This window comes from Alteromonas sp. 4NH20-0104 (assembly GCF_057547795.1).
The window spans coordinates 17,786-37,458 of record NZ_BAAJLP010000041.1 but is presented as its reverse complement, the minus strand read 5'-3'; the positions used below and the strand labels follow the sequence as shown (position 1 = coordinate 37,458).

Sequence of the window (19,673 nt, the reverse complement as noted above, 5' to 3'; positions counted from 1 at the left end):
AAAAGCCGGGCCCTTACGGTGCCCGGCTTGCTAGTTTATACGTCAAGTCAGGCAACATTCAACGTTGGAATGATCTTAGCCTTGGCCTCTTCTTCTGCTTTCTTGAAGCTTTCCATCTTATCGAAGTTCAGGTAGCGGTATACATCGGCTGCCATTGAGTCGATCTTACCAGCGTATTCCATGTACTCCGCCGCAGTTGGCAGACGACCAACGATTGCACCTACCGCTGCAAGTTCCGCAGAAGTCAGGTATACGTTCGCGCCATCACCTAAACGGTTAGGGAAGTTACGGGTAGAAGTAGACAGTACAGTAGTACCGGCGTCTACACGTGCCTGGTTACCCATACACAGTGAACAGCCTGGCATTTCTGTACGTACACCTACGCGACCGTAGATGTTGTAGTAACCTTCTTCCATCAGCTGGGCTTTATCCATCTTGGTAGGAGGAGAAATCCACAGACGGGTAGGCAGTGTCTTACCGTAGTTATCCAGCAGTTTACCTGCGGCACGGAAGTGACCGATGTTAGTCATACAAGAACCGATGAATACTTCATCAACCTTGTCGCCAGCAACGTCAGACAATGTTTTGGCATCATCCGGGTCATTCGGGCAGCATACGATTGGCTCTTTGATTTCTGCCAGGTCGATTTCAATCACTTCAGCGTATTCAGCATCCGCATCGGCACGCATCAGGCTTGGGTTAGCCAGCCACTCTTCCATCTTCTGAGCACGACGCTCAAGCGTACGTGGGTCGCCATAACCTTCGTTGATCATCCAACGCAGCATGGTGATGTTAGAACGCAGGTACTCAGCGATAGACTCTTCAGACAGGTTGATAGTACAACCAGCAGCAGAACGCTCAGCAGACGCATCAGACAGCTCGAATGCCTGCTCAACCGTTAAGTCTTCCAGACCTTCGATTTCAAGGATACGACCAGAGAACTGGTTGATCTTACCTTTCTTCTCTACCGTCAGCAGGCCTTGCTTGATACCGTATAAAGGAATCGCATGTACCAGGTCACGTAACGTGATACCAGGCTGACGCTCACCTTTAAAGCGAACCAGAATGGACTCTGGCATATCCAGAGGCATCACACCGGTAGCCGCTGCGAAAGCAACCAGACCAGAACCAGCCGGGAATGAAATACCCAGTGGGAAACGGGTGTGTGAGTCACCACCAGTACCTACGGTATCAGGCAGTAACATACGGTTTAACCAGCTGTGGATGATACCGTCACCAGGACGCAGAGAAACACCGCCACGGTTCATAATGAAGTCAGGCAGAGTGTGCTGAGTGTCGATATCTACCGGCTTAGGATAAGCGGCAGTGTGACAGAAAGACTGCATGGTTAAATCGGCAGTAAAGCCAAGACACGCCAGGTCTTTCAGTTCGTCACGGGTCATAGGACCTGTGGTATCCTGAGAACCAACGGTAGTCATCTTAGGCTCACAGTAAGTACCAGGGCGGATACCTTCAACGCCACAAGCTTTACCAACCATTTTCTGCGCCAGTGAGAAACCTTTACCCGAGTCTGCTGGTTGCTCAGGCTTACGGAACAGCTCAGAAGGCTCTAAACCTAATGCTTCACGGGCTTTTTCTGTTAAGCCACGACCGATGATCAGGTTAATACGGCCACCAGCGCGAACTTCATCCAGGATAACCTTAGACTTATAGTCGTACTCAGCCAGTACTTCGCCGGTTTCGGCGTTAGTGATTTTGCCTTCAAACGGATAGATGTCGATAACATCACCCATGTTCATTTTTTCTACGTCAGCTTCAAAGACCAACGCGCCGGCATCTTCCATGGTGTTGAAGAAGATTGGCGCTACTTTAGAACCAATACAAACACCGCCGCCGCGCTTGTTAGGCACGCCTGGCAGATCTTCACCGAAGAACCACAGTACCGAGTTAGTCGCTGATTTACGAGATGAACCCGTACCTACTACGTCACCCACGAATGCAACCGGATGGCCTTTAGCCTTCACTTCTTCGATTTGCTTCATTGGGCCTTTTACGCCGTGCTCTTCTGGCTCTAAACCATCACGAGTCATTTTGTAAGCCGCTAAGGCGTGCAGAGGGATATCAGGACGTGACCAGGCATCAGGTGCAGGAGATAAGTCATCGGTGTTAGTTTCACCGGTCACTTTAAATACTGAGTAAGTGATTTTGTCGGCCATTTGTGGACGAGAGGTAAACCACTCAGCTTCTGCCCATGACTTGATGATGTCAGTGGCTAATTCGTTACCGGCTTTGTGTTTTTCTTCTACGTCGTGGAACGCATCAAACATCAGCAGCGTGTGCTTTAGTTCTTTGGCGGCCAGTGGCGCTAATGCAGCATCGTCAAGTAACTCAACCAGGGTCGCGATGTTGTAGCCACCGTGCATGTTGCCTAGCAACTCAACCGCTTTTTCTTTACTGATCAGATCACAGCTCACTTCGCCTTTAACAATGGCACTTAAGAAACCGGCTTTTACGTAAGCGGCTTCGTCAACACCAGGAGGTACACGCTCAGAAATCAGTTCCAGCAGAAACTCTTCCTCGCCTGCAGGTGGATTTTTCAGTAATTCTACTAATCCGGCCACTTGTTCCGCGTTTAACGGTTTTGGTGGGATTCCTTCAGCAGCACGCTCTTCTACGTGTTTGCGATATTCTTCTAACACGATGTTTTCCTCATGGTTATTCCTGCCAATTCGAACGGTCCCGGAGCAGGAAGTGACTATTTAAACGCCGGAATTATAACGGCATATATAACGAATTTGAATTTTTATGCAGTTTCGCAGACTTATAGCCGCTATTCAGCCAGACTATTGTTGTAACCACCGGGGTAACAACCGTATTTCTGCTAGCTTTTACGGATATTCAGCCTGTCTTAGCGCAAACTGTGTTCCGGTACGTTTTCTGCCCGCAACGGGGAAAAACGCATTAACCGGCCGCGCTCGCCGTCTGTCAGTATATATACCGATCCATCACGACCTACTATCACATCCCGTAAACGCTCATTTATAGTAGCAAAGATTTGCATTGTCGACATGGGATTTTGGTCTAATGTCACCGCATATAAGGCTTTGTTTTTCAGGCTGCTCACCAACAGATGATTGGCCAGCTCAGGAAAAGCTGAATCCTGGTAGATCACCAGTGAGGACGGGGCAATAGAAGGCGTCCAGTTTAACCTCGGATCGACCATGCCATCATAATGGGTAAACGGCGAAATTTTTGCCCCAGAGTAGTCCCTGCCCAAAGTGACTACCGGCCAACCATAGTTACTCCCGGCCTGCAGCAAATTAATTTCATCGCCGCCATCCGGGCCGTGCTCATTGAGCCACAGCGCCCCGGATAACGGATCCTGTACCAACCCCTGAGGATTACGGTGTCCGAGGGTATAAATATAGCTCTGCGGGGCGTCAGGCGTGGTATAAAACGGGTTATCCAACGGCGCACTGCCATCGTCGTTAAAACGCAGCACTTTGCCCAGAAAACTGTTTTTCTGTTGTGCCTGTTCGCGATAATCAAAGCCGTCACCACTGGTCATTAACCAGCTGCCATCAGCTAATTGCTGCAACCGCCCACCAAAGTGCACCGGTGTATCTTTGGCCGTTTTAACGGTAAATAAACGCTCAACCTGCGGTTTCTCGCCCACCAGCTGCGCAGTACCGAACGCCAGATAGTTTTCATCATCATCGCCCACTGAAAAGCTTAAATACACCCGACGGGTTTCAGTAAAGTCATCAGCCAGCACAATATCCAGCAAGCCGCCCTGCCCGGCCACGTAAAGTTGCTCGATTTGCAGTGGAATTTCCAGTCGCTGGCCGGCATTGGTATATTCAATGATAGTGCCGCCGCGTTCAGTGATCAGCCAGCCACCAAGCGGGTTTTCGGCAGCCGCCCATGGCAAATCAAGGTAGCCCGCAATCTGGGTTTGATGGAAATTACCAGTTAAAGGCGGTGGGTCATCGGCCTGTGCAGAGAATGCCCCCAACAGGCATACCATCCCCATCATAAGAGGCATCAACTTTTGACTTCGCTGATGTAACGCTTGGCACATATAGATTAGACTATCAACAACTTGTACTTGGCAGCTTAGCATGAAATTATACGATTTGTGTTGCGCTTTATCGTAAGCAGTGTTGTCATCGATGCAAGATACAAACAAATCAAGCCTGTTATGAAAGAGAAAGCCTGTAATGTCTGAAAAAGTTGTCGTCTACGAAGTTCAGTCCGACATCAGCCCGGTCACAAAAGCCGGGGCATTGCTGGTGACCTGGTTGGTCACTTACACCATTGCCAGTGTATCCCAGTCACAATTTGTCCTCGCGAACCTGGAATCACTCGGCGTTAATATTACCGGTAATCAATGGCTTGAACATACCGTGCTCGACTGGTGGGGGTTATTACCTAAATACGGTTCAGCCGTATTGGCAACGCTGTCGATTGCGTTATACCTCAGTGGCCGCGCCGGGCGCATGCTCAAATTACGCAATAACTGGCTGCATCCCCTTGCCGCGGGCCTGGCAATGATGATTATGTTACTGCTGATGCAGCCCATTATCAACGTTACCCTTATCGCCGGCACCCGTTCTATTGAAGGTCAGCTCTGGCAGGTACTCGCCGGGGTTATAGGCGGTTTAACCTATAAGTTTTTACGCCAGGACGTAGCCCGCTGGATAATCCAGCGGCCGCGTCAGAATGCGTTATTGTAACCGCGACTAAACCTTTTCGATGGTCAGCGACGCACCCGCTTTGTTTATCTGATACTGACGCAGGGTTTTCGCGCTGTAGTGCTCACTGGTAATGTTTGATACCGCAATGAAACTGGCAATGGCCGTCTGCGGACTGAGCTCAACTTTTACGTAGCCACGATGCTGGCAGTCCGTCCACAGGATCTCCCGGTTATGCTGCGCTACCCGCTGATCAAACTCGCCAGCCAGCACCGGGCCAAAGGTTTCAAAATCGCCCGGCGAGGTAATCCCCGCGGTACCCAGTTCAACGCCCATGGCGTAACCATCACCGGCAAATAACTGATTGGCCCAGAACGCATGGCTGTCACCGGTTAACACGATTAAGTCAGTGGCTTTCGCCGACTGACACAGCTGATAAAACTTTTCCCGGGCAACCGGATAACCGTCCCAGGTATCCAGATAAATAGGTAAATCATATTTGCCCAGTGCCATAAAGTAGCCAAAGTGTTGAGCTATGGCTGGATTACTGGCAAGCGCCGGCGGCAAGCTTAACTCAGTTGCGGCGGGTACATGAGTGCGGGCCATGGGAATTTGATTGCCTATCAGGCGCCATTGCGCACCCTGCCTGACAGACGCCGCCAGGTGTTCATTCAGAAAATTTTCCATAGCAACACTTAACATGGAACGGCCGGGGTCGCCGAGTACAGACTCAATGAAATGGCGCAGCGTCTGCTCTGACTGTATTTGTGGCAACTGCTCAGCGTAGTCAATTTGTTTACCGCGCCCGGTATGGCGGGTTTCGATTGTCGTCAGGGTTGCCAGGTTACCAAATTCAAAATGCCGCCAGAGCTGGGCTTTACTGGCCTGTTCAGCAGGCTCCCGTAACGGCATCCATTCATAGTAGGCCTGAATGGATGCGGCTCTGCGGGTAACCCAGTCACCTTCTTCTGGCTGGTGGTTCTGTGCGCCGTCCATGTACGGATTATTCGCCGACTCATGGTCATCCCAGGTTGGAATAAGCGGATGAGACGCATGCATCAGTCGGGATCCATTATCGGTTTTATACTGACGGTGACGGGTCCGGTAGTCAGTGAGTGAGACGATTTCATTGGCGGGCTGATGCCGGCGATTGAGCTTGCGCCCCTGTTCGTCTCCCCAACTATCCTGACCGTACTCGTAGATGTAATCGCCAAGATGTAAAACAAAGTCCACTGACTCATCAGTGGCAATATGATGATACGCATTAAAATAGCCGAACGGATAGTTCGAGCAGGAGGCCACTGCAATATTCAGCGAGTCAGGCTCGCCGGCTGGCAGTGTTTTGGTGCGCCCCGGTTCACTCTGTCCGTCTTTGGTCACAAAGCGGTAATAATACGTGGTGCCTGGCTCCAGGCCGGTCACATCAACTTTAAAAGTGCAGTCCTGCGCCAGAGAAGTTTTGCCAGCCCCACTCTGCACCAGCTGTTTGAATGCCAGGTCTTTGGCTAATTGCCATGTCAGGGCAACAGGCTCACGCGTATGGGTCCATAAAATAATTCGGTTATGGGTTGGGTCACCACTTGCTACGCCACAGTCAAACAACGGATTAACCGGCGCGGCAGCCGCCTGATAAGCAAAAGGCGTTAGCACGCCAGAGGCAAGGGTCGTTTTTAAAAACTGGCGACGAGAGAAAATCATAGTATGGTCCGCACAACAAAATGGAGCCTGACTATGCAGAAGCTCTGTGACAGTCCGATGAAATGTCGATGAACATTTTGCTAAGGCATTGAAACTACGTTACTAAGTACAACTATTGCCAACTCCCGCCGCCAACAGTTTAGCCGCGGGATCGGATTGCTTCGACTCTCTTCAATCTGGTTAACACCTGTTCGCGTATTGCTGGCGACTGACGGGATAAAAACTCGTCGGCCTTAGCCTGGCTGTAGCGGCTGTAACTTTGATAAACCCGTGATGTCAGGACGGACAGGTTATCCTGGTTGGTGATCCTATGCAGATTTTGGTCTGCAAACTGCGGATTACGATAAGCCGAACGGCTAATTAACTCAGAAGTCAGTGGTTGGGCATCAATGGCGGTTTGCCTGCTCAGCCAACTTAGCGCCAGTTCGGGCTGGTTAAAGCTCATCGACTCAACCACCACCTTGGCCCGGGACTGGCGCTGATCCGGCGCAGCCCGTTGCATAAAGCGTTCAGCCGCTTCTTCCGGTCTTCTCACCATCCAACTGCGAAAGGCACGCTCTTCGATGGCTTGTTGTTGTTTTGGATCGCTAATCAGGTCGAGCCTGGCCAGCGCTTCATCCGGCTCCCTGGCTAACCAATTGGAGAACACGGCCTGCAACGCACTCTCGTTATCCATGGCCTGAACCCGCTCGAGTAAATACTCAAACTGTTCGGTATTTTGCAGGTTCCTGGCGGTGCTGCTCACGGCATATTCAATCGCTTTAAAATCACTGGCATCGAAATCCGTTTCAATACTGCTGATGGCTGCATCCAGATCCTGCCGGGCGAGGCTGGAAAACAAGCCCCCCAGGGCAAACCGGCCCATTGCCTGCTGGCGGGTATCCTCAGGCTGACTCAAATACCACTGCAACGCAGCATGGGGGTCGGAATCTGCCCAGGTAGCGATAACGGCAGCCATAGCGCCGTCTTTTTGCATACTACCGGTCACGTTGAGATTCACATAATCGATGGCCTGCAGTGGCGACAATTCTGCCAGCCGGTTGATAAACAACAGGGTAATTTGCAGACTTTCCGGCGAGTCACCGTATTCCAGTTGATTGAGCGCCGCTAAGGTTTGTTCTAAATTAAGTTGCGATACAATAGCGTAGGCTTTGGCGATACTTGCCATGGTAGGTGACCAGCCCATATCGCCTAACAGTACCTGGGTTTGCGCTACCGCCTCATCTACCGTTACCGTCTTGTGGGCACTTTCGGTGTTAGAAACTGCCCTCTCGTCCGTCTCCTCATCAACCGGCAAAACTGTGCTGGCTGTCTCATTTTGCCCGTCAGGCTCTGCTGCATCGGTAAGGGAGTTTGCGGAACCGAGCCCGGCGGGCTGGTGAGGGTTAACTTGTGATGTGCCATACCAATAGGCGCAGAGTACGGTCGCAATCCAAAGCGACCCAATCAGTAATTTCATATCCAATCCTTTGAAAACGAGAACGTGCCGTTCATACCTTAATAAGGTTACCAATCACCAGTAAATACAACTAAAGTTTAACCTTTAATGGCCCGCTTCGCCAAAATAATTGCCTGGCAGATCACTGAGTTTATATCGAGGTCTTCCTGGCCAGAAACCCAAGCGCAGAGCGACTACCGTGCAAGCGAATTTGCTGCCCCGGACGAAGTTGCTCCCACTGCGACCTGGGCGTTACCTGACAGACATAATCAAAAAACTGAGCGCTGTACTCCGCCAGATAAATTTTACCGTTACAGTGCTTTCTACGAAAGCGACGGGGTAACTTAGCGATAGTTACCTGCTCGGTTGCCGTGCTGGCATCCAGTACATACAAATGCAGTGCCACCGGTGCACCACGGTAAACAGCAAAGACTGTCACCAAGGCTATTAGCAACGCGGCCCCCATCGCCCCATACAAACGGCGCGGAGAATCAGCGGTCATGGGCTGCTTCCCCTTCGCCAGTAGCTCTGCATTCAGTTTACGCAGATGATTGGTATGTAGAAATTTTTTGCAGGTTACCACGAATACCACCAGGCCCGCGGTTAAGGCTACCCGCCGGAAGGGGGTAACCATCTCGTTATTCAGCAGAAAAGAATGAAAATAGATCGGTAGTAGCATGGCACCGAGAATTAACCCGCCAAAAATTAGCGCCAATGTCCCGAGCACTTTGCGCTGCATTTGTTCAGGTGTTTCCGGCTCTGGCAGCAGTATTTCCTGCTCGGGTGCCGGGGAGTCGGCGTCTGCAGCCTCTCGTTCAGCGAGGACCTGATGAATTTGCTTCACCCGCTCAGGAAAGCGCGCCTTATCGATTGCGCTCAGCGCTTCTTCGAGCTCTGCTTTAGAGTAGCGGCTGTAATCCGGTATCACTGATCCATTGACCTGTCTGACTATCCTTCATAATACGATACACGACGACGTCAGAAAAAACTAATCAATCCAAATCAATGGGTTAATTCGTACTAAACTGGTACTTTATAGGAAAGCTAATTGCACACAGGATAATGGATGAATTTAAGGCTGCTTGCTACCCGAGTTCGGGTTCTCTGGGAATCTCTGTCCACCAGCTACTGGTTTATCCCGTTGCTGATGATGAGCATCAGCGTGGCGCTGTGTTATGCCTGTTTATCGGTGATTGAACGCGCTTTCCTGCCTGATGTGCTGCGTCCGCTGATCCCGTTGGTGACTCAGGAAAGCGTTCAACAACTGCTGTCCACCGTTGCGGGCGCGATGATAACGGTCACCAGTATTGCCTTTTCGATGACACTGGTGTCGCTAACTTTGGCCTCAAATCAGTTTGGTCCGCGCTTAATTCGCAACTTTATGCAGGACCGTAAAACCCAGACAGTGCTGGGTATTCTGGTCTCCACCTTTCTGTTCTGCCTGATTTCTTTGCATCACCTCTCATCAATAAACAGTAACCAGGATGCGATTTCCATGTTAGCCGGCGCCACCGTGTTTCTGGCCCTGATTGATTGCGTAACCATTATCTACTTTATCCATCATGTGTCGCGGTCAATTCAGGCTGACCAGGTCATTGCTAACTGTGTACTGCATTTTGAAAGCAACATTAACTCGCTGTTACCGGTACCTGAGTCCAACACGTCTTTCAGGGCTATCGCCGAGCAATGGGCAGCGCCAAAAGGTGACTTTCTGGTTAGTGTGAAAGCAGTGCAGAACGGCTATGTTCAAACCATCAACTATGCCAGTTTTCTGAATCAGAACGCCACCGAGGTGGCAGGATGTGAGTTACATGTTCGTAGCGGCGACCATGTTTTATGCGGCGGGGCATTGTTTACCGTTCACTGCCGTCAGCCCACCAGTGAAGCTGATTTTACGACTTTGCGACAAGCCGTGGTACTGGGTGCCAACCGCACTCCCATTCAGGATCCTGAATTTGCTATCAGTCAGTTAGTTGAAATTGCGCTGCGAGCCTTATCACCGGGGATCAATGACCCGCATACGGCCATTACCTGCTTAGATAAGCTAACGGCTATTTGTGTGCAGGTAGCCTCCCGCGAGTTTCCGGCGGAAAACCTCATTCACACCTCATCAGAGGTGTGGCTGAAACGCCGCACCTTCACCTTTGTCGGTGTGGTAGATAAAGCCTATAGCCAGGTCCGGCAGTCAGCTAACGACCAGATTGCGGTGCTTATTCATTTACTCAAAAGTCTGGCGAAATTAAAACAATGCTGCATTGCCACTGAGCAAAAAACCATTTCGACTCATGCCCGAAGCATTGAAGAGCAAATGGCCACGTTAACCATCAGTGCCAGTGATAAAAAATCCATAGAAGAGGCTATGTTGCCTTTTGAATAAAAATCGAGGGATGTCAGATAGGTTGTCTGCCAACACTCATGAAAGACAACCCTTTACTCAATCATGTTACTTTGCGTTCGACTGATTGCGAAGACGTGCTTCTTCGGCCTTAACGTAATCGGTTGAGGCATGATTAAAGCGGTAATCATAGCCAGCAAATTTTGAATCGAAGTCCACTGACACTGTCATGCCTTCGGTCTCCACTGCTTTTCCATCAACAAACCGCGGCATATAGCGCCATTGCTGTACCGCTTCCATCGCAGAATGCCTGAACACTTTACTACCAGCACTGTCATCACTTATCCGGACGTTTTCAACGTTACCAGCAGCACTTATATCAAACGTCACTTTTACAGTAGCGTCACCGGTTAAGTCTGTGGCCACCTGAGGATAACGTGGCATTTTACGTAACAACAACACCGGTTCCAGGTGAGCTTGCCAAGGCTTCATTTGCGCTATGTGCTGGCTATGCTGTTTCACTTTCTCTGGTTGTGCTAATTGCTCGTAAGCTTCGAGCATCAGTGCACGAGCCTGTAATGTGAGCGGATGGGTATAGCTCAGAGACTGGTCGAGCGTAGCAGTTAAAGGCTCTAAGGTTGCTACCACCTGATTAAAATCAGCTGCTGCATAGCTCAGACGGCCAAGCAAATAGCGTTGCTCCAAAGTACGCATGTCCTGCTCACCCCAGGATGTAATCGCCAACTTTAGCCCCTGATTGACTGTACCGGCTACTCGCTGCTGTGAAAACTGCGCACTGCCATATTGCAGTAATGTGCTTGCAACCATGTAATACATGTTGGCGCCATCAGCAGGATAGGCAGTGGCGGCTTGTTCAAGCTCATCAAGAATATTTCTCATGAGCAGTGTTGCGCCACTCACTTTTAACTTTACTTTTCGTGTTTGCTCTTTTTGCAGAAGCGCCTTATACCAATCCAATCTGGTTGCCAACGTTTTGAGAGCTAGCTTTCCGAATTGCTGCGCCGCATTACTGGCAAGTGCTTCAAACTGATCAACCGCAATATCATACTTACCGACTTGTCCGGCCGCTACAGCGTAATTATATTGAAGAGCAAACAGGTTATCAGAATCAGCAGCATATTCCTGTTGACCAGCATTAAACGCCTGCGAGGCATATTTAAAAGCCTGTGTGGTGTCACCGGTACTGACTGCCTGCTGATACTGTTGATAAGCGCTGGTCATTTCGCTGGCGTGAGTCTGAGCAGACATACCCAGACTGAAGGCAACGGCTGTCGCCAGTGAGAGATAACGTTTTAGCATAACTTTCTCCATGTCAGTTAATCACGTTTAATCCTGAACCGCCCACTTCCTGAACAGGGCTCTTAGACTTAAGTATAAAGTTAAGATATTAAAACAAAAAAAGCCAGCGTATAGCTGGCTTTTCAATCAATTATGCGATGAACGACTTAGGAGCCCAGTTCGGCCTGGATCTGTTCGCTGCTGCTCTTTTCTGACTCAACAAACTTCGACCACTGCTGCGCCATCCCTTTGCTTGAGCTGAATTTTTCAGCTTCAGCCAGGGTATCCAGCGCGGCGGCATACTGTTTTTTGTTGTACAGCGCCATGCCTTTAATCAGGTACGGTATGCCAGGATTGCGCAGCTCGCCTTTGTTAAGGGCGTTGTCTGCCGCTTCGATGGCGTTGTCCCAGCTTTCCATGTTCAGATAAATCTGCGCCAGCTGAGCATCGAGTTCACCGTCATCAGATAAATCCGCCGCCTGAGCCATCACCGGTACCGCTTTTTCCTGCTCTTTAGCCAGGGTCCAGCTTTGGCCTAAGAACTTGAGGTTACGCAGGTTCTTTTCAAGCACCCCATCATTTAACGCCTGTTCCATCAGACGAGCACCTTTGTAAGGGGCTTTATGATAGTAATAAAGCTGCGCCAGGTTAAAGATATCACCACCATTGGTTACGTAGCCTTGCTGATACGCCGCTTCCATAATCGCCAGTTGCGTTTTCTCTTCACCCAGCTCACCGTACATACCCGCCAGTTGGATCCAGTACTTGGGTTCGTTAAACAACTTCACCATTTTTACCAGCACGTCTTTGACCTTTTCAGGCTGCTTAAGCTCGTAAAAAATAGCCCGTTGTAAAATCAACCAGCCTTCGTCCGGGATCATGCCTTCATCTTCATGCCCTTTAATGGCCTGATTAATGAATTCAGAGGCTTCAGCATACTGCTTATTCTGATAATAAGCCTGGGCCTTGATGACCAGATTTTTAGGTGGGATCTTGCCGGTATTCAGGGCTTCCCAGCGTTCGAGATACTCAATACTTTCGCTGTAGTTGCCCTGCATCAGGTGCAACTGAGCCAGACTGAACAACGTACTCATCTCGAAGCTTTCCGGGATAGGCTGTTGCTCAACCACGTTGGCAAAGTTTTCCAGTGCTTTGTCGTACTGCTCGTCGTTGTAGTAAATAAAGCCGTAGAAGTTGTACATCATGGCCAGCTCATAGCTGTTCATGGAACTGGCTTTACCCTGCACCGCATCGAGGATGCTTACCGCTTCGGTAATATTACCACCATCAGCTTGCTCCTGCGCACGGGCTAACTGCTCGTACACTTTTGAACGTAAGGCCGGTGTACGACGAGTGGGTCGCTCGCTGGCCTTTTGTTCTTCCTGGGCAACTGCAGGCGCTGCCACCAGCGACGTAGTGCCGGTGACCAATAAACCCGCCACCGCCAGTGACAACAGGGATTTAGAAAGTGTCTGTTTCATACTCACCTTACCCGTCTATCTGGAACGTAATACGGTTTTGCACACCGGAAACTGCCGCTGGCTCACCATTTACAACCCGAGGCTTATACTTAAATTTCTTCGCTGCATCCATCGCGGCCTGTTCAAAAATACCTTCCGGGTTTGCTTCAATAACAAACACGTCCTTCACGGCACCTTGTTTGGTCACGGTAAACTCAACAATAACAAAACCTTCAATACCACGCTGCAATGCACGGCGAGGGTATACCGGCGATACTTTAACGATTGGCAGGTATTCACCATCGCCGCCTTCCAGTGCCAGACCGCCGCCTTCCAGCGCCATGCTGTCGCCAACATCGGCGGCAAAAGACATGCCGCTGCTATCAGCATCCGGACTTGGCGAGTCCATTTGCGGAGAGTCCATCGGCGGTGGTGGCTCTTCTGGCTTAGGTGGCTTACGTGGTTTACGTTCTTTCTGCTGTACCTGCTCATCGGGCTTAATACGAACAAAGTCCAGCACACTGCCTTTAGGCGGCTCAGTTAACGCACTACCGCCCATTTTGATCAGCGACTGCATCAGAAAGAACAATCCCAACGTAATCGCCAGTGAGACAACAAATGCGATTAAAAATCGTGACATGGTCTATGCTCGCTTATGGCTCTTGCGCGGCGATTGATACATCGTAAACACCAGCGGCCCGGGATGCATCCATCACTTTAATTAGCGTATCCGTAGTGGCCTTTTTATCAGCCTGAATTACCACGGTGCCCTGCGGGTTTTCCGCATGTAAACGCTCAATATTAGCCTGTACAGCGCGAACATCGATACGTCGCTTGTTAATCCAGATTTCGCCTTTATCCGTGATAGCAATCAGGATATTAGCGCGATCTTTCTTAACTGCCGTGGCGGCTTCCGGACGGTTAACGTCGATACCTGCTTCTTTCACGAAAGAGGCCGTTACGATGAAGAAGATCAACATGATAAATACAACGTCCAGCATGGGCGTCATATCAATGGTGGCTTCTTCTTCATCCACCAGGTTTTGAAAATGCTGTTTCATAATTCTTTCTTACCTTTCTAGTGGGCGACCCGCGACGAGTCCCCCTCTCGGAATACCTTGTTAGCGCTTGACGAGTGCTTCTTCTAAGTGGGCACGTTCGGTTTTCACTTTGCGATTCAACCAGGTTGACGCAAACACACCAGACAGTGCACCTACCATTCCGGCCATAGTCGGAATAGTGGCCTTAGACACACCAGACGCCATCGAACGGGCATTACCTGAACCTGAGATGGCCATAACATCAAAAACTTCAATCATTCCGGTTACCGTTCCCATCAGACCCAGCAGTGGACACAATGCCACCAGCGCCTGAATAATAGGGATGCTGCCATTTAAACGAATGGTCAGCGACGAAATGACTTTAGAGCGAACCTGCTCAGCGTACCAGGAAGACCGATCTTCCCGGGCTTTCCACTGAGCGATTGCGTCTTTGCTTAAGCTTTTGTGCCAAATTAACAGGTACAGCGCACGTTCGAGGATCAAGAGCCACATGACGAATATCAGCAACCCGATGACCAGGAGTACCTGGCCTCCGGTTTCTGTAAAATCACGAATTGCTTCCAGAAACTCAATCATGATGATTAGCCTTTCTCAGCGCGCTCAGCGATTACTCCGGCAGCTTGTTCCTGCAGAATGTAAACAATGTTCTTACTACGCGTGTTAAGCATGGCGTACAGTAAGGTTGTCGGAATCGCTACAACCAGACCCAGTACCGTGGTTACCAGGGCAGTAGAGATACCACCAGCCATCAGTTTCGGGTCACCGGTACCAAACAGGGTAATCGCCTGGAAGGTGTTGATCATACCGGTTACCGTACCTAACAGACCCATCAGCGGTGCAACAACAGAGATGATTTTGATAATCGTCAGGTTGCGGCCCAGTTTAGGGACTTCAGCCAGAATCGCTTCGGTTAAATGCAGTTCCAGTGCTTCGGTATCCGCATTAGGATGCTCATCCCGCACTTTCAGTACACGACCCAGCGGGTTGTTGGCTTTCACTTCTTTCGACTTCAGCTGACTGTTAACCTTGGTGCGAATAATGGTCAGGGTGAACAGACGCTCAAGCGACAGTAACAGACCAAAGGCACCTACGATGAGGATGATATAACCAACCACACCGCCCTGCTCTACACGTTCACGCAGGTTAGGCGCTTGTACCAGCAAACCCAGGATTGAACCACCGGTTGGATCAAGACCAAACTTAACCAGTTCACCGTTAGAAGCCTGAAGCTCGGCTGCAGATTCACCATAACGGCCCGCGGGTTGACGGATAAGTTCAGCAACCGTACCGGTAACGCCGTTGTAGTCGAGGTATTTACCATCAGCAACCAGGGCAAACGGACCTACACGAACCACTTCTTTTGACACTTTCGCGCCACCGGCTTCTACCACGTCGGTGGTGAACTTGGTGACTTTGCCTGATTGGGTCATTTCCCGTTGGATTTCGTACCAAACCTGCTCGATTTCGTCGATAGATGCCAGTTTTGAGCTTGAGCCCATGTCTTGCGCCAACTGGTCCAGGAACGCTGAACGTCCAGGAATCTCAGCCGATACGACCGAGTTGTAAAACTTATTTTTTGTATCGCCGGCTACCTGTTGCAGCACACCGAATAACTCTTTTAATGAACCTAAACGGTTGGTCAGCGCTTCATTTAAGTCTGCCAGTTTAAATTCATTTTCTTCAAAGGTGGTTTCAAGCTGCTCTGAGGTTGCCAGAGTGCGGTCACGCAGTTGCGCCGTTTCACGTAAAATGCGGTCCTGCTCTGCTCGCTGAGCCACAAATTCCTGCTCACGCTGTTTGTTTTGCTCGGTCTGCGCGAACTTGCCTTCTTCAAGCTGCTTTAACAGTGCATCCAGATCCAGTGCACGGTCATCTTGCGCTACAGCACTTACGCTGATGCTCGCAGCAACCAGACCAAATACGATAGTTTTAAACGATTTCAACATCATCTTCGTCCTCTTAGTCTGTAATCGCTACAGGCAGCATTAACAGGTCAGGTGCAAGTTGCTTCTTGGCCATGCGTAATGCTTTGGTCACCTGGGTACGGTAAGAGCTGTCTAACTCTTCCCACTGACGGGTTTGCTTGTTCCACACGCCCTGCATACCCGCATCACGTGTTTGATAAATCAGCGCAGTACGACCTAAGCGTAAAAACTCAACGTCGCGCTCCTGACCATTGATTTGATGGATGCCGGTGTAAGCTTCCATGGTGCGACCGTAGTCCATCTCTACCTGATAAGCTTCCATTACGCGACGGAATTTTTCAGACGCAGCAACGTCGGCGCGGTCCATCATGCTTTTCAGGCTGGCAACACGTTCTGCACGCTCCTGGGCCAGAAAAGGCACGTCCAGTTCGATGAACTGTTCCAGGCCGTCAATCATACGAATCATCAGTGGCGTGATCTGACGCTCAATAACAGACACTTCGTCGATAGCCGCATTCAAATCGGCCATTTCCTGTTCCTGGTTGGCGATCTGCTTACGCAGCTGGTTGTTATACACTTCCAGACCTTCGATCTCTTTATTCAGCGTTTTAAACTGTTGCAGCTTGCTGTCAATCTGATCGGTAATGCCATCAATTTTTTGCTGCGATTTGGCAGCTGACTCGTTGATTTCCTTGGCAGTGTCAATGGCAGGCTTTAAATCCTGCTCCTGAGCAAAGGCTGATGCCGACAATAGTGCCGTGCTCATCAGCAAGGTGTTAAAAAGCTTCATAGATTCAAACCTTTTGTTTTCAAGAAATCGGATGTACCGACCACTAAATTAGCTGCGGGTAGGATAGGGGGTTTCTGTGACAGTTTTATTACATATCTGTCATATAAATATGGCAGTAAAAAGGGGCCTGTCCGACCCCTTTGTTGATAACGCTTAGAACTGGTAACTGTAACTTAAACCAAACTCTACGCCATCTTCCTGCAACAGCAGGTTAAGGCCTTCCTGTTGAATTTGCTTGGATTCATTGAGCATGTTTTTCACGCTGAATTTAATCCGGGTGTTGAAGTCAGGATAGTAGGTGTAGTTCATATCCAGTGAATGATAAGTCTGCTCCTGGGCATCTTCGTTACCACGCGTACCAGGCACGATAATACGTGGCCCGAATGCGTTGTATACCAGCGTAGCAGAGTGCTCCCCATTGTCTGAATCGTAACCTACCTGCAGGTTAGCTACCCATTCAGAGTGACCCACCAGACGGCGTTTGTTGTTAGTGACGGTGATTGATGCCGAGGTGGCATTCAGCGCATCAAGCAACTGGGTTTCAAACAAACTGGTCACGTCATCTTCCACCGCACCTAAGGTCACTTCAGAGTCTGAAATGGTCAGGTTACCGGTCACGAAGAAGTTACTGAAGTCACTGCTAATAATGCTCAGATCCTGCAGGAATTCCACTTCCAGACCGTACAACTTACCTGATTCACCGTTGGCAGTTAACAGGTTAGGCGCAGCACCACCCACGGTGTTCAGCTCAATCAGTTCGATTGGCTTTTCGATGTCCTTATAGAACACCGCTACCGACAGGTTATTGCCCGCTTCACGATACCATTCCCAACGGAAATCGACGTTGTCCAGCTTAGAGCTTTGCAGCAGTGGCGTACCACGTACCAGGAACTCAGTCAGCGGGTCGATAAAGAAGGTAACACTTACGTCACGCAGGTCCGGGCGGATGGTCGTCTGACTCATGTTCAAACGGAACTGCATGTCGTTATCCATCATGTAGGTTAACGCCAGTGACGGGAAGAAGTCGTCTTCCTCAAAGAATAACTGTTCAATTTCTTCCGGGCTCACGGCAAACTGATTTGAGTGCGACTCAAACGGTACCGAAACCTGACGGAAGTCTTCGTAGCGTACACCGCCGCTTACCCGCCAGGTGTTGTCGATAAACGCATCCATCATCAGGTAGTAAGCATCTATCTTGGTCCCGGCCGCAAACTCATCACCATCAGCCATACCTGACTCTAAGATATTGGCGCCGGTTGCACTGCGGTAGAAATCATCATTGTTGATGTTTTCATCTGAGAAAATGTCATCAATCCGGTTACCAAACAGGAAATCGCTTGTGATTGCCCGGTGCGTCACATTAATAGGAATATTCTCGGCCTTTCGCGCTTTTTCGAAGAAGTCGGCACCGGCTTTAATTTCCAGCTCCAGGCCTTCGGCCATAATGGGATAACCCATGTTCCAACCCCAGGTTTCCACTACGTCGCGCAGGTCCTGATAACCTCTGTTAACACTGGTTGCGGCAATAGGCTGCAATTGCTGATCGACAAAGGCACCCTCTGCAAAGTTTTGCTGGTAGGTCACATCCAGACTACCTGGTGCCGAACGACGCGCGCGGCTGGTGCCGGCGTACCAGTCGAGGTACAGGAAGTTAAGCTCAGGGAAGTTATGGGTACCTTTAATCTGATTTGAGTTCATGCGGCGCTCTTCAAACAGCATGTCCACACGTTGCAATTCAGTTTCGCCAAATACCGTTTCATTAATATCGATGAATTCACGTACCCGCACCCGGTCACTCATGTCGTGCAGGATCAGGTTAGTCATATCGATACGGTGATTGCTGTTAATTTCCCAACCGAGGTTAAGCATGCCGCTCCAGCGTACCTGCTGTTCGGTATCCACGCCTTCAAAGAACTGCGCGAAACACTTGCCGTCCTTAGAATAGCGATCCGGCAGGTCAGAACAACCCACGGTGCCCAGGTTATTACCCTGGCTGCCTTGATTGATGTTCCATTCATTTTCGTAAGAGACTGCTGAGAGGAAACCAAATACCCCGTAATCGGTATCGTAGTTATCCCCTAAGGTCATACCCAGATTGAAATCCGGATCGACACTCTTTGGATCAGGGCCAATATCCCAGAACATCGAGCTCAGCATGGCTTTACGATCTTCCAGGGTTAAGCGATAACTGTTGGAACCCTGAATACCAGCATCAGATTGTGCACGGTCAAGACTATCTGAAATGACCGATGACAGTTCACGCGTGCCATCGTCACGGCCGGTCCAATCGTCACCGCCGCCTGAATAGAAGAAACCATCATCAGAGTTATTGGTGTTGTACCCTACCCCGCCGGTTAAGCGGAAAATAAAGTCAGTCGGGATGGTTTTGGTACGAATGTTTACGTTACCACCACCGAAGTGCGAAGGCATATTCGGCGAGAAGGATTTCTGAACATTCAGACTTTCGATGATGTCAGACGGGAATAAGTCTAACGGCACTACCGAGCGGGTTGGATCCGGACTCGGTACACCCATACCATTCAACTGGGTACTGGAATAACGTTCACCTAAACCACGCACGTAGATAAACTTGCCGTCTACCAGGGTCAAACCGGTTACCCGACGAAGGGCCGATGCGGCGTCGCCGTCACCGGTACGGGAAATTTGTTCCGCGCCCATGATATCGGCAACAAAGGCCTGGTTCTGACGTTCCTGCAGTACCGCTGCTGCCGTACCTTTTAAACGTGTACCCGTCGCAACAACTTCTTCGATAGCCTGCGCTTCTTCCTGTTCACTCTGCTGCGCAATCGCGGCGCTGAAAGGATGTAATGAACTTGCACAGAGCGCAAAGGCAACCGATTTATAAAGCCGTGACATCGACGGCATTGGACGGTCTGTTGAACTCATTATTTAAAACTCCACTGAAACTCAAATTTTTTGCTGGATTTTCAACAGGTCAGGCGCCATGCGGCGCCCTTCCTTTTATATGACTTTACGTAAGCGCGGTGCAGA

15 protein-coding genes are annotated in these 19,673 nt (G+C 50.0%); 2 read left to right on the top strand and 13 right to left on the bottom strand.

Going from position 1 to position 19,673, the window contains the following annotated elements:
• Positions 1-47 precede the first annotated feature (47 nt).
• Positions 48-2,660, bottom strand: coding sequence for a bifunctional aconitate hydratase 2/2-methylisocitrate dehydratase (gene acnB, locus AC27IB_RS21610; protein ID WP_487123590.1), 2,613 nt, complete (start codon positions 2,658-2,660; stop codon positions 48-50).
• 209 nt (positions 2,661-2,869) lie between these two features.
• Positions 2,870-3,997 carry a PQQ-dependent sugar dehydrogenase gene (locus AC27IB_RS21605; protein WP_487123588.1) on the bottom strand — a complete coding sequence of 376 codons (1,128 nt, stop codon included), beginning with the start codon at positions 3,995-3,997 and terminating at the stop codon, positions 2,870-2,872.
• Between the two features lie 184 nt (positions 3,998-4,181).
• Between AC27IB_RS21605 and AC27IB_RS21600 the strand changes: the two genes are divergently transcribed.
• Positions 4,182-4,697, top strand: coding sequence for a hypothetical protein (locus AC27IB_RS21600; RefSeq protein WP_487123586.1), 516 nt, complete (start codon positions 4,182-4,184; stop codon positions 4,695-4,697).
• A 6-nt stretch (positions 4,698-4,703) separates the two neighbouring features.
• Here the strand turns inward: AC27IB_RS21600 and AC27IB_RS21595 are convergent, their stop codons facing one another.
• The 3 genes from AC27IB_RS21595 to AC27IB_RS21585 form a co-directional block, all read right to left on the bottom strand.
• Positions 4,704-6,353: an alkaline phosphatase D family protein gene (locus tag AC27IB_RS21595; RefSeq protein WP_487123584.1), complete on the bottom strand. Its 1,650-nt coding sequence runs from the start codon at positions 6,351-6,353 to the stop codon at positions 4,704-4,706.
• A gap of 139 nt (positions 6,354-6,492) precedes the next feature.
• The gene (locus AC27IB_RS21590; protein WP_296051069.1) at positions 6,493-7,812 is read right to left on the bottom strand and encodes a hypothetical protein; all 1,320 of its coding nucleotides are present in this window, start codon (positions 7,810-7,812) and stop codon (positions 6,493-6,495) included.
• Between the two features lie 130 nt (positions 7,813-7,942).
• Entirely contained in the window at positions 7,943-8,719 is a 777-nt protein-coding gene (locus AC27IB_RS21585) for a hypothetical protein (protein WP_296051072.1), read from the bottom strand.
• A 138-nt stretch (positions 8,720-8,857) separates the two neighbouring features.
• Between AC27IB_RS21585 and AC27IB_RS21580 the strand changes: the two genes are divergently transcribed.
• Positions 8,858-10,168 (top strand): DUF2254 domain-containing protein, encoded by a 1,311-nt coding sequence (locus AC27IB_RS21580; RefSeq protein WP_487123582.1) that lies wholly within the window; start codon positions 8,858-8,860, stop codon positions 10,166-10,168.
• Positions 10,169-10,234: 66 nt separating this feature from the next.
• Here AC27IB_RS21580 and AC27IB_RS21575 read toward each other — a convergent pair whose 3' ends face one another.
• The 8 genes from AC27IB_RS21575 to AC27IB_RS21540 all read right to left on the bottom strand — a co-directional run bounded on the left by AC27IB_RS21575 (position 10,235) and on the right by AC27IB_RS21540 (position 19,568).
• Positions 10,235-11,446: an energy transducer TonB gene (locus AC27IB_RS21575; RefSeq protein WP_296051074.1), complete on the bottom strand. Its 1,212-nt coding sequence runs from the start codon at positions 11,444-11,446 to the stop codon at positions 10,235-10,237.
• Between the two features lie 146 nt (positions 11,447-11,592).
• Positions 11,593-12,912, bottom strand: coding sequence for a tetratricopeptide repeat protein (locus AC27IB_RS21570; RefSeq protein ID WP_296051077.1), 1,320 nt, complete (start codon positions 12,910-12,912; stop codon positions 11,593-11,595).
• Position 12,913: 1 nt separating this feature from the next.
• Entirely contained in the window at positions 12,914-13,525 is a 612-nt protein-coding gene (locus AC27IB_RS21565) for an energy transducer TonB (RefSeq protein WP_296051080.1), read from the bottom strand.
• A gap of 13 nt (positions 13,526-13,538) precedes the next feature.
• Positions 13,539-13,946, bottom strand: coding sequence for an ExbD/TolR family protein (locus AC27IB_RS21560; protein ID WP_105932915.1), 408 nt, complete (start codon positions 13,944-13,946; stop codon positions 13,539-13,541).
• 60 nt (positions 13,947-14,006) lie between these two features.
• Positions 14,007-14,522 (bottom strand): MotA/TolQ/ExbB proton channel family protein, encoded by a 516-nt coding sequence (locus AC27IB_RS21555; RefSeq protein ID WP_296051085.1) that lies wholly within the window; start codon positions 14,520-14,522, stop codon positions 14,007-14,009.
• Between the two features lie 5 nt (positions 14,523-14,527).
• Positions 14,528-15,892 (bottom strand): MotA/TolQ/ExbB proton channel family protein, encoded by a 1,365-nt coding sequence (locus AC27IB_RS21550; RefSeq protein ID WP_487123592.1) that lies wholly within the window; start codon positions 15,890-15,892, stop codon positions 14,528-14,530.
• Positions 15,893-15,905: 13 nt separating this feature from the next.
• Positions 15,906-16,661, bottom strand: a complete 756-nt coding sequence (locus AC27IB_RS21545; protein WP_296051087.1) for a DUF3450 domain-containing protein — start codon at positions 16,659-16,661, stop codon at positions 15,906-15,908.
• A 153-nt stretch (positions 16,662-16,814) separates the two neighbouring features.
• Positions 16,815-19,568 (bottom strand): TonB-dependent receptor domain-containing protein, encoded by a 2,754-nt coding sequence (locus AC27IB_RS21540; RefSeq protein ID WP_487123578.1) that lies wholly within the window; start codon positions 19,566-19,568, stop codon positions 16,815-16,817.
• Positions 19,569-19,673 lie beyond the last annotated feature (105 nt).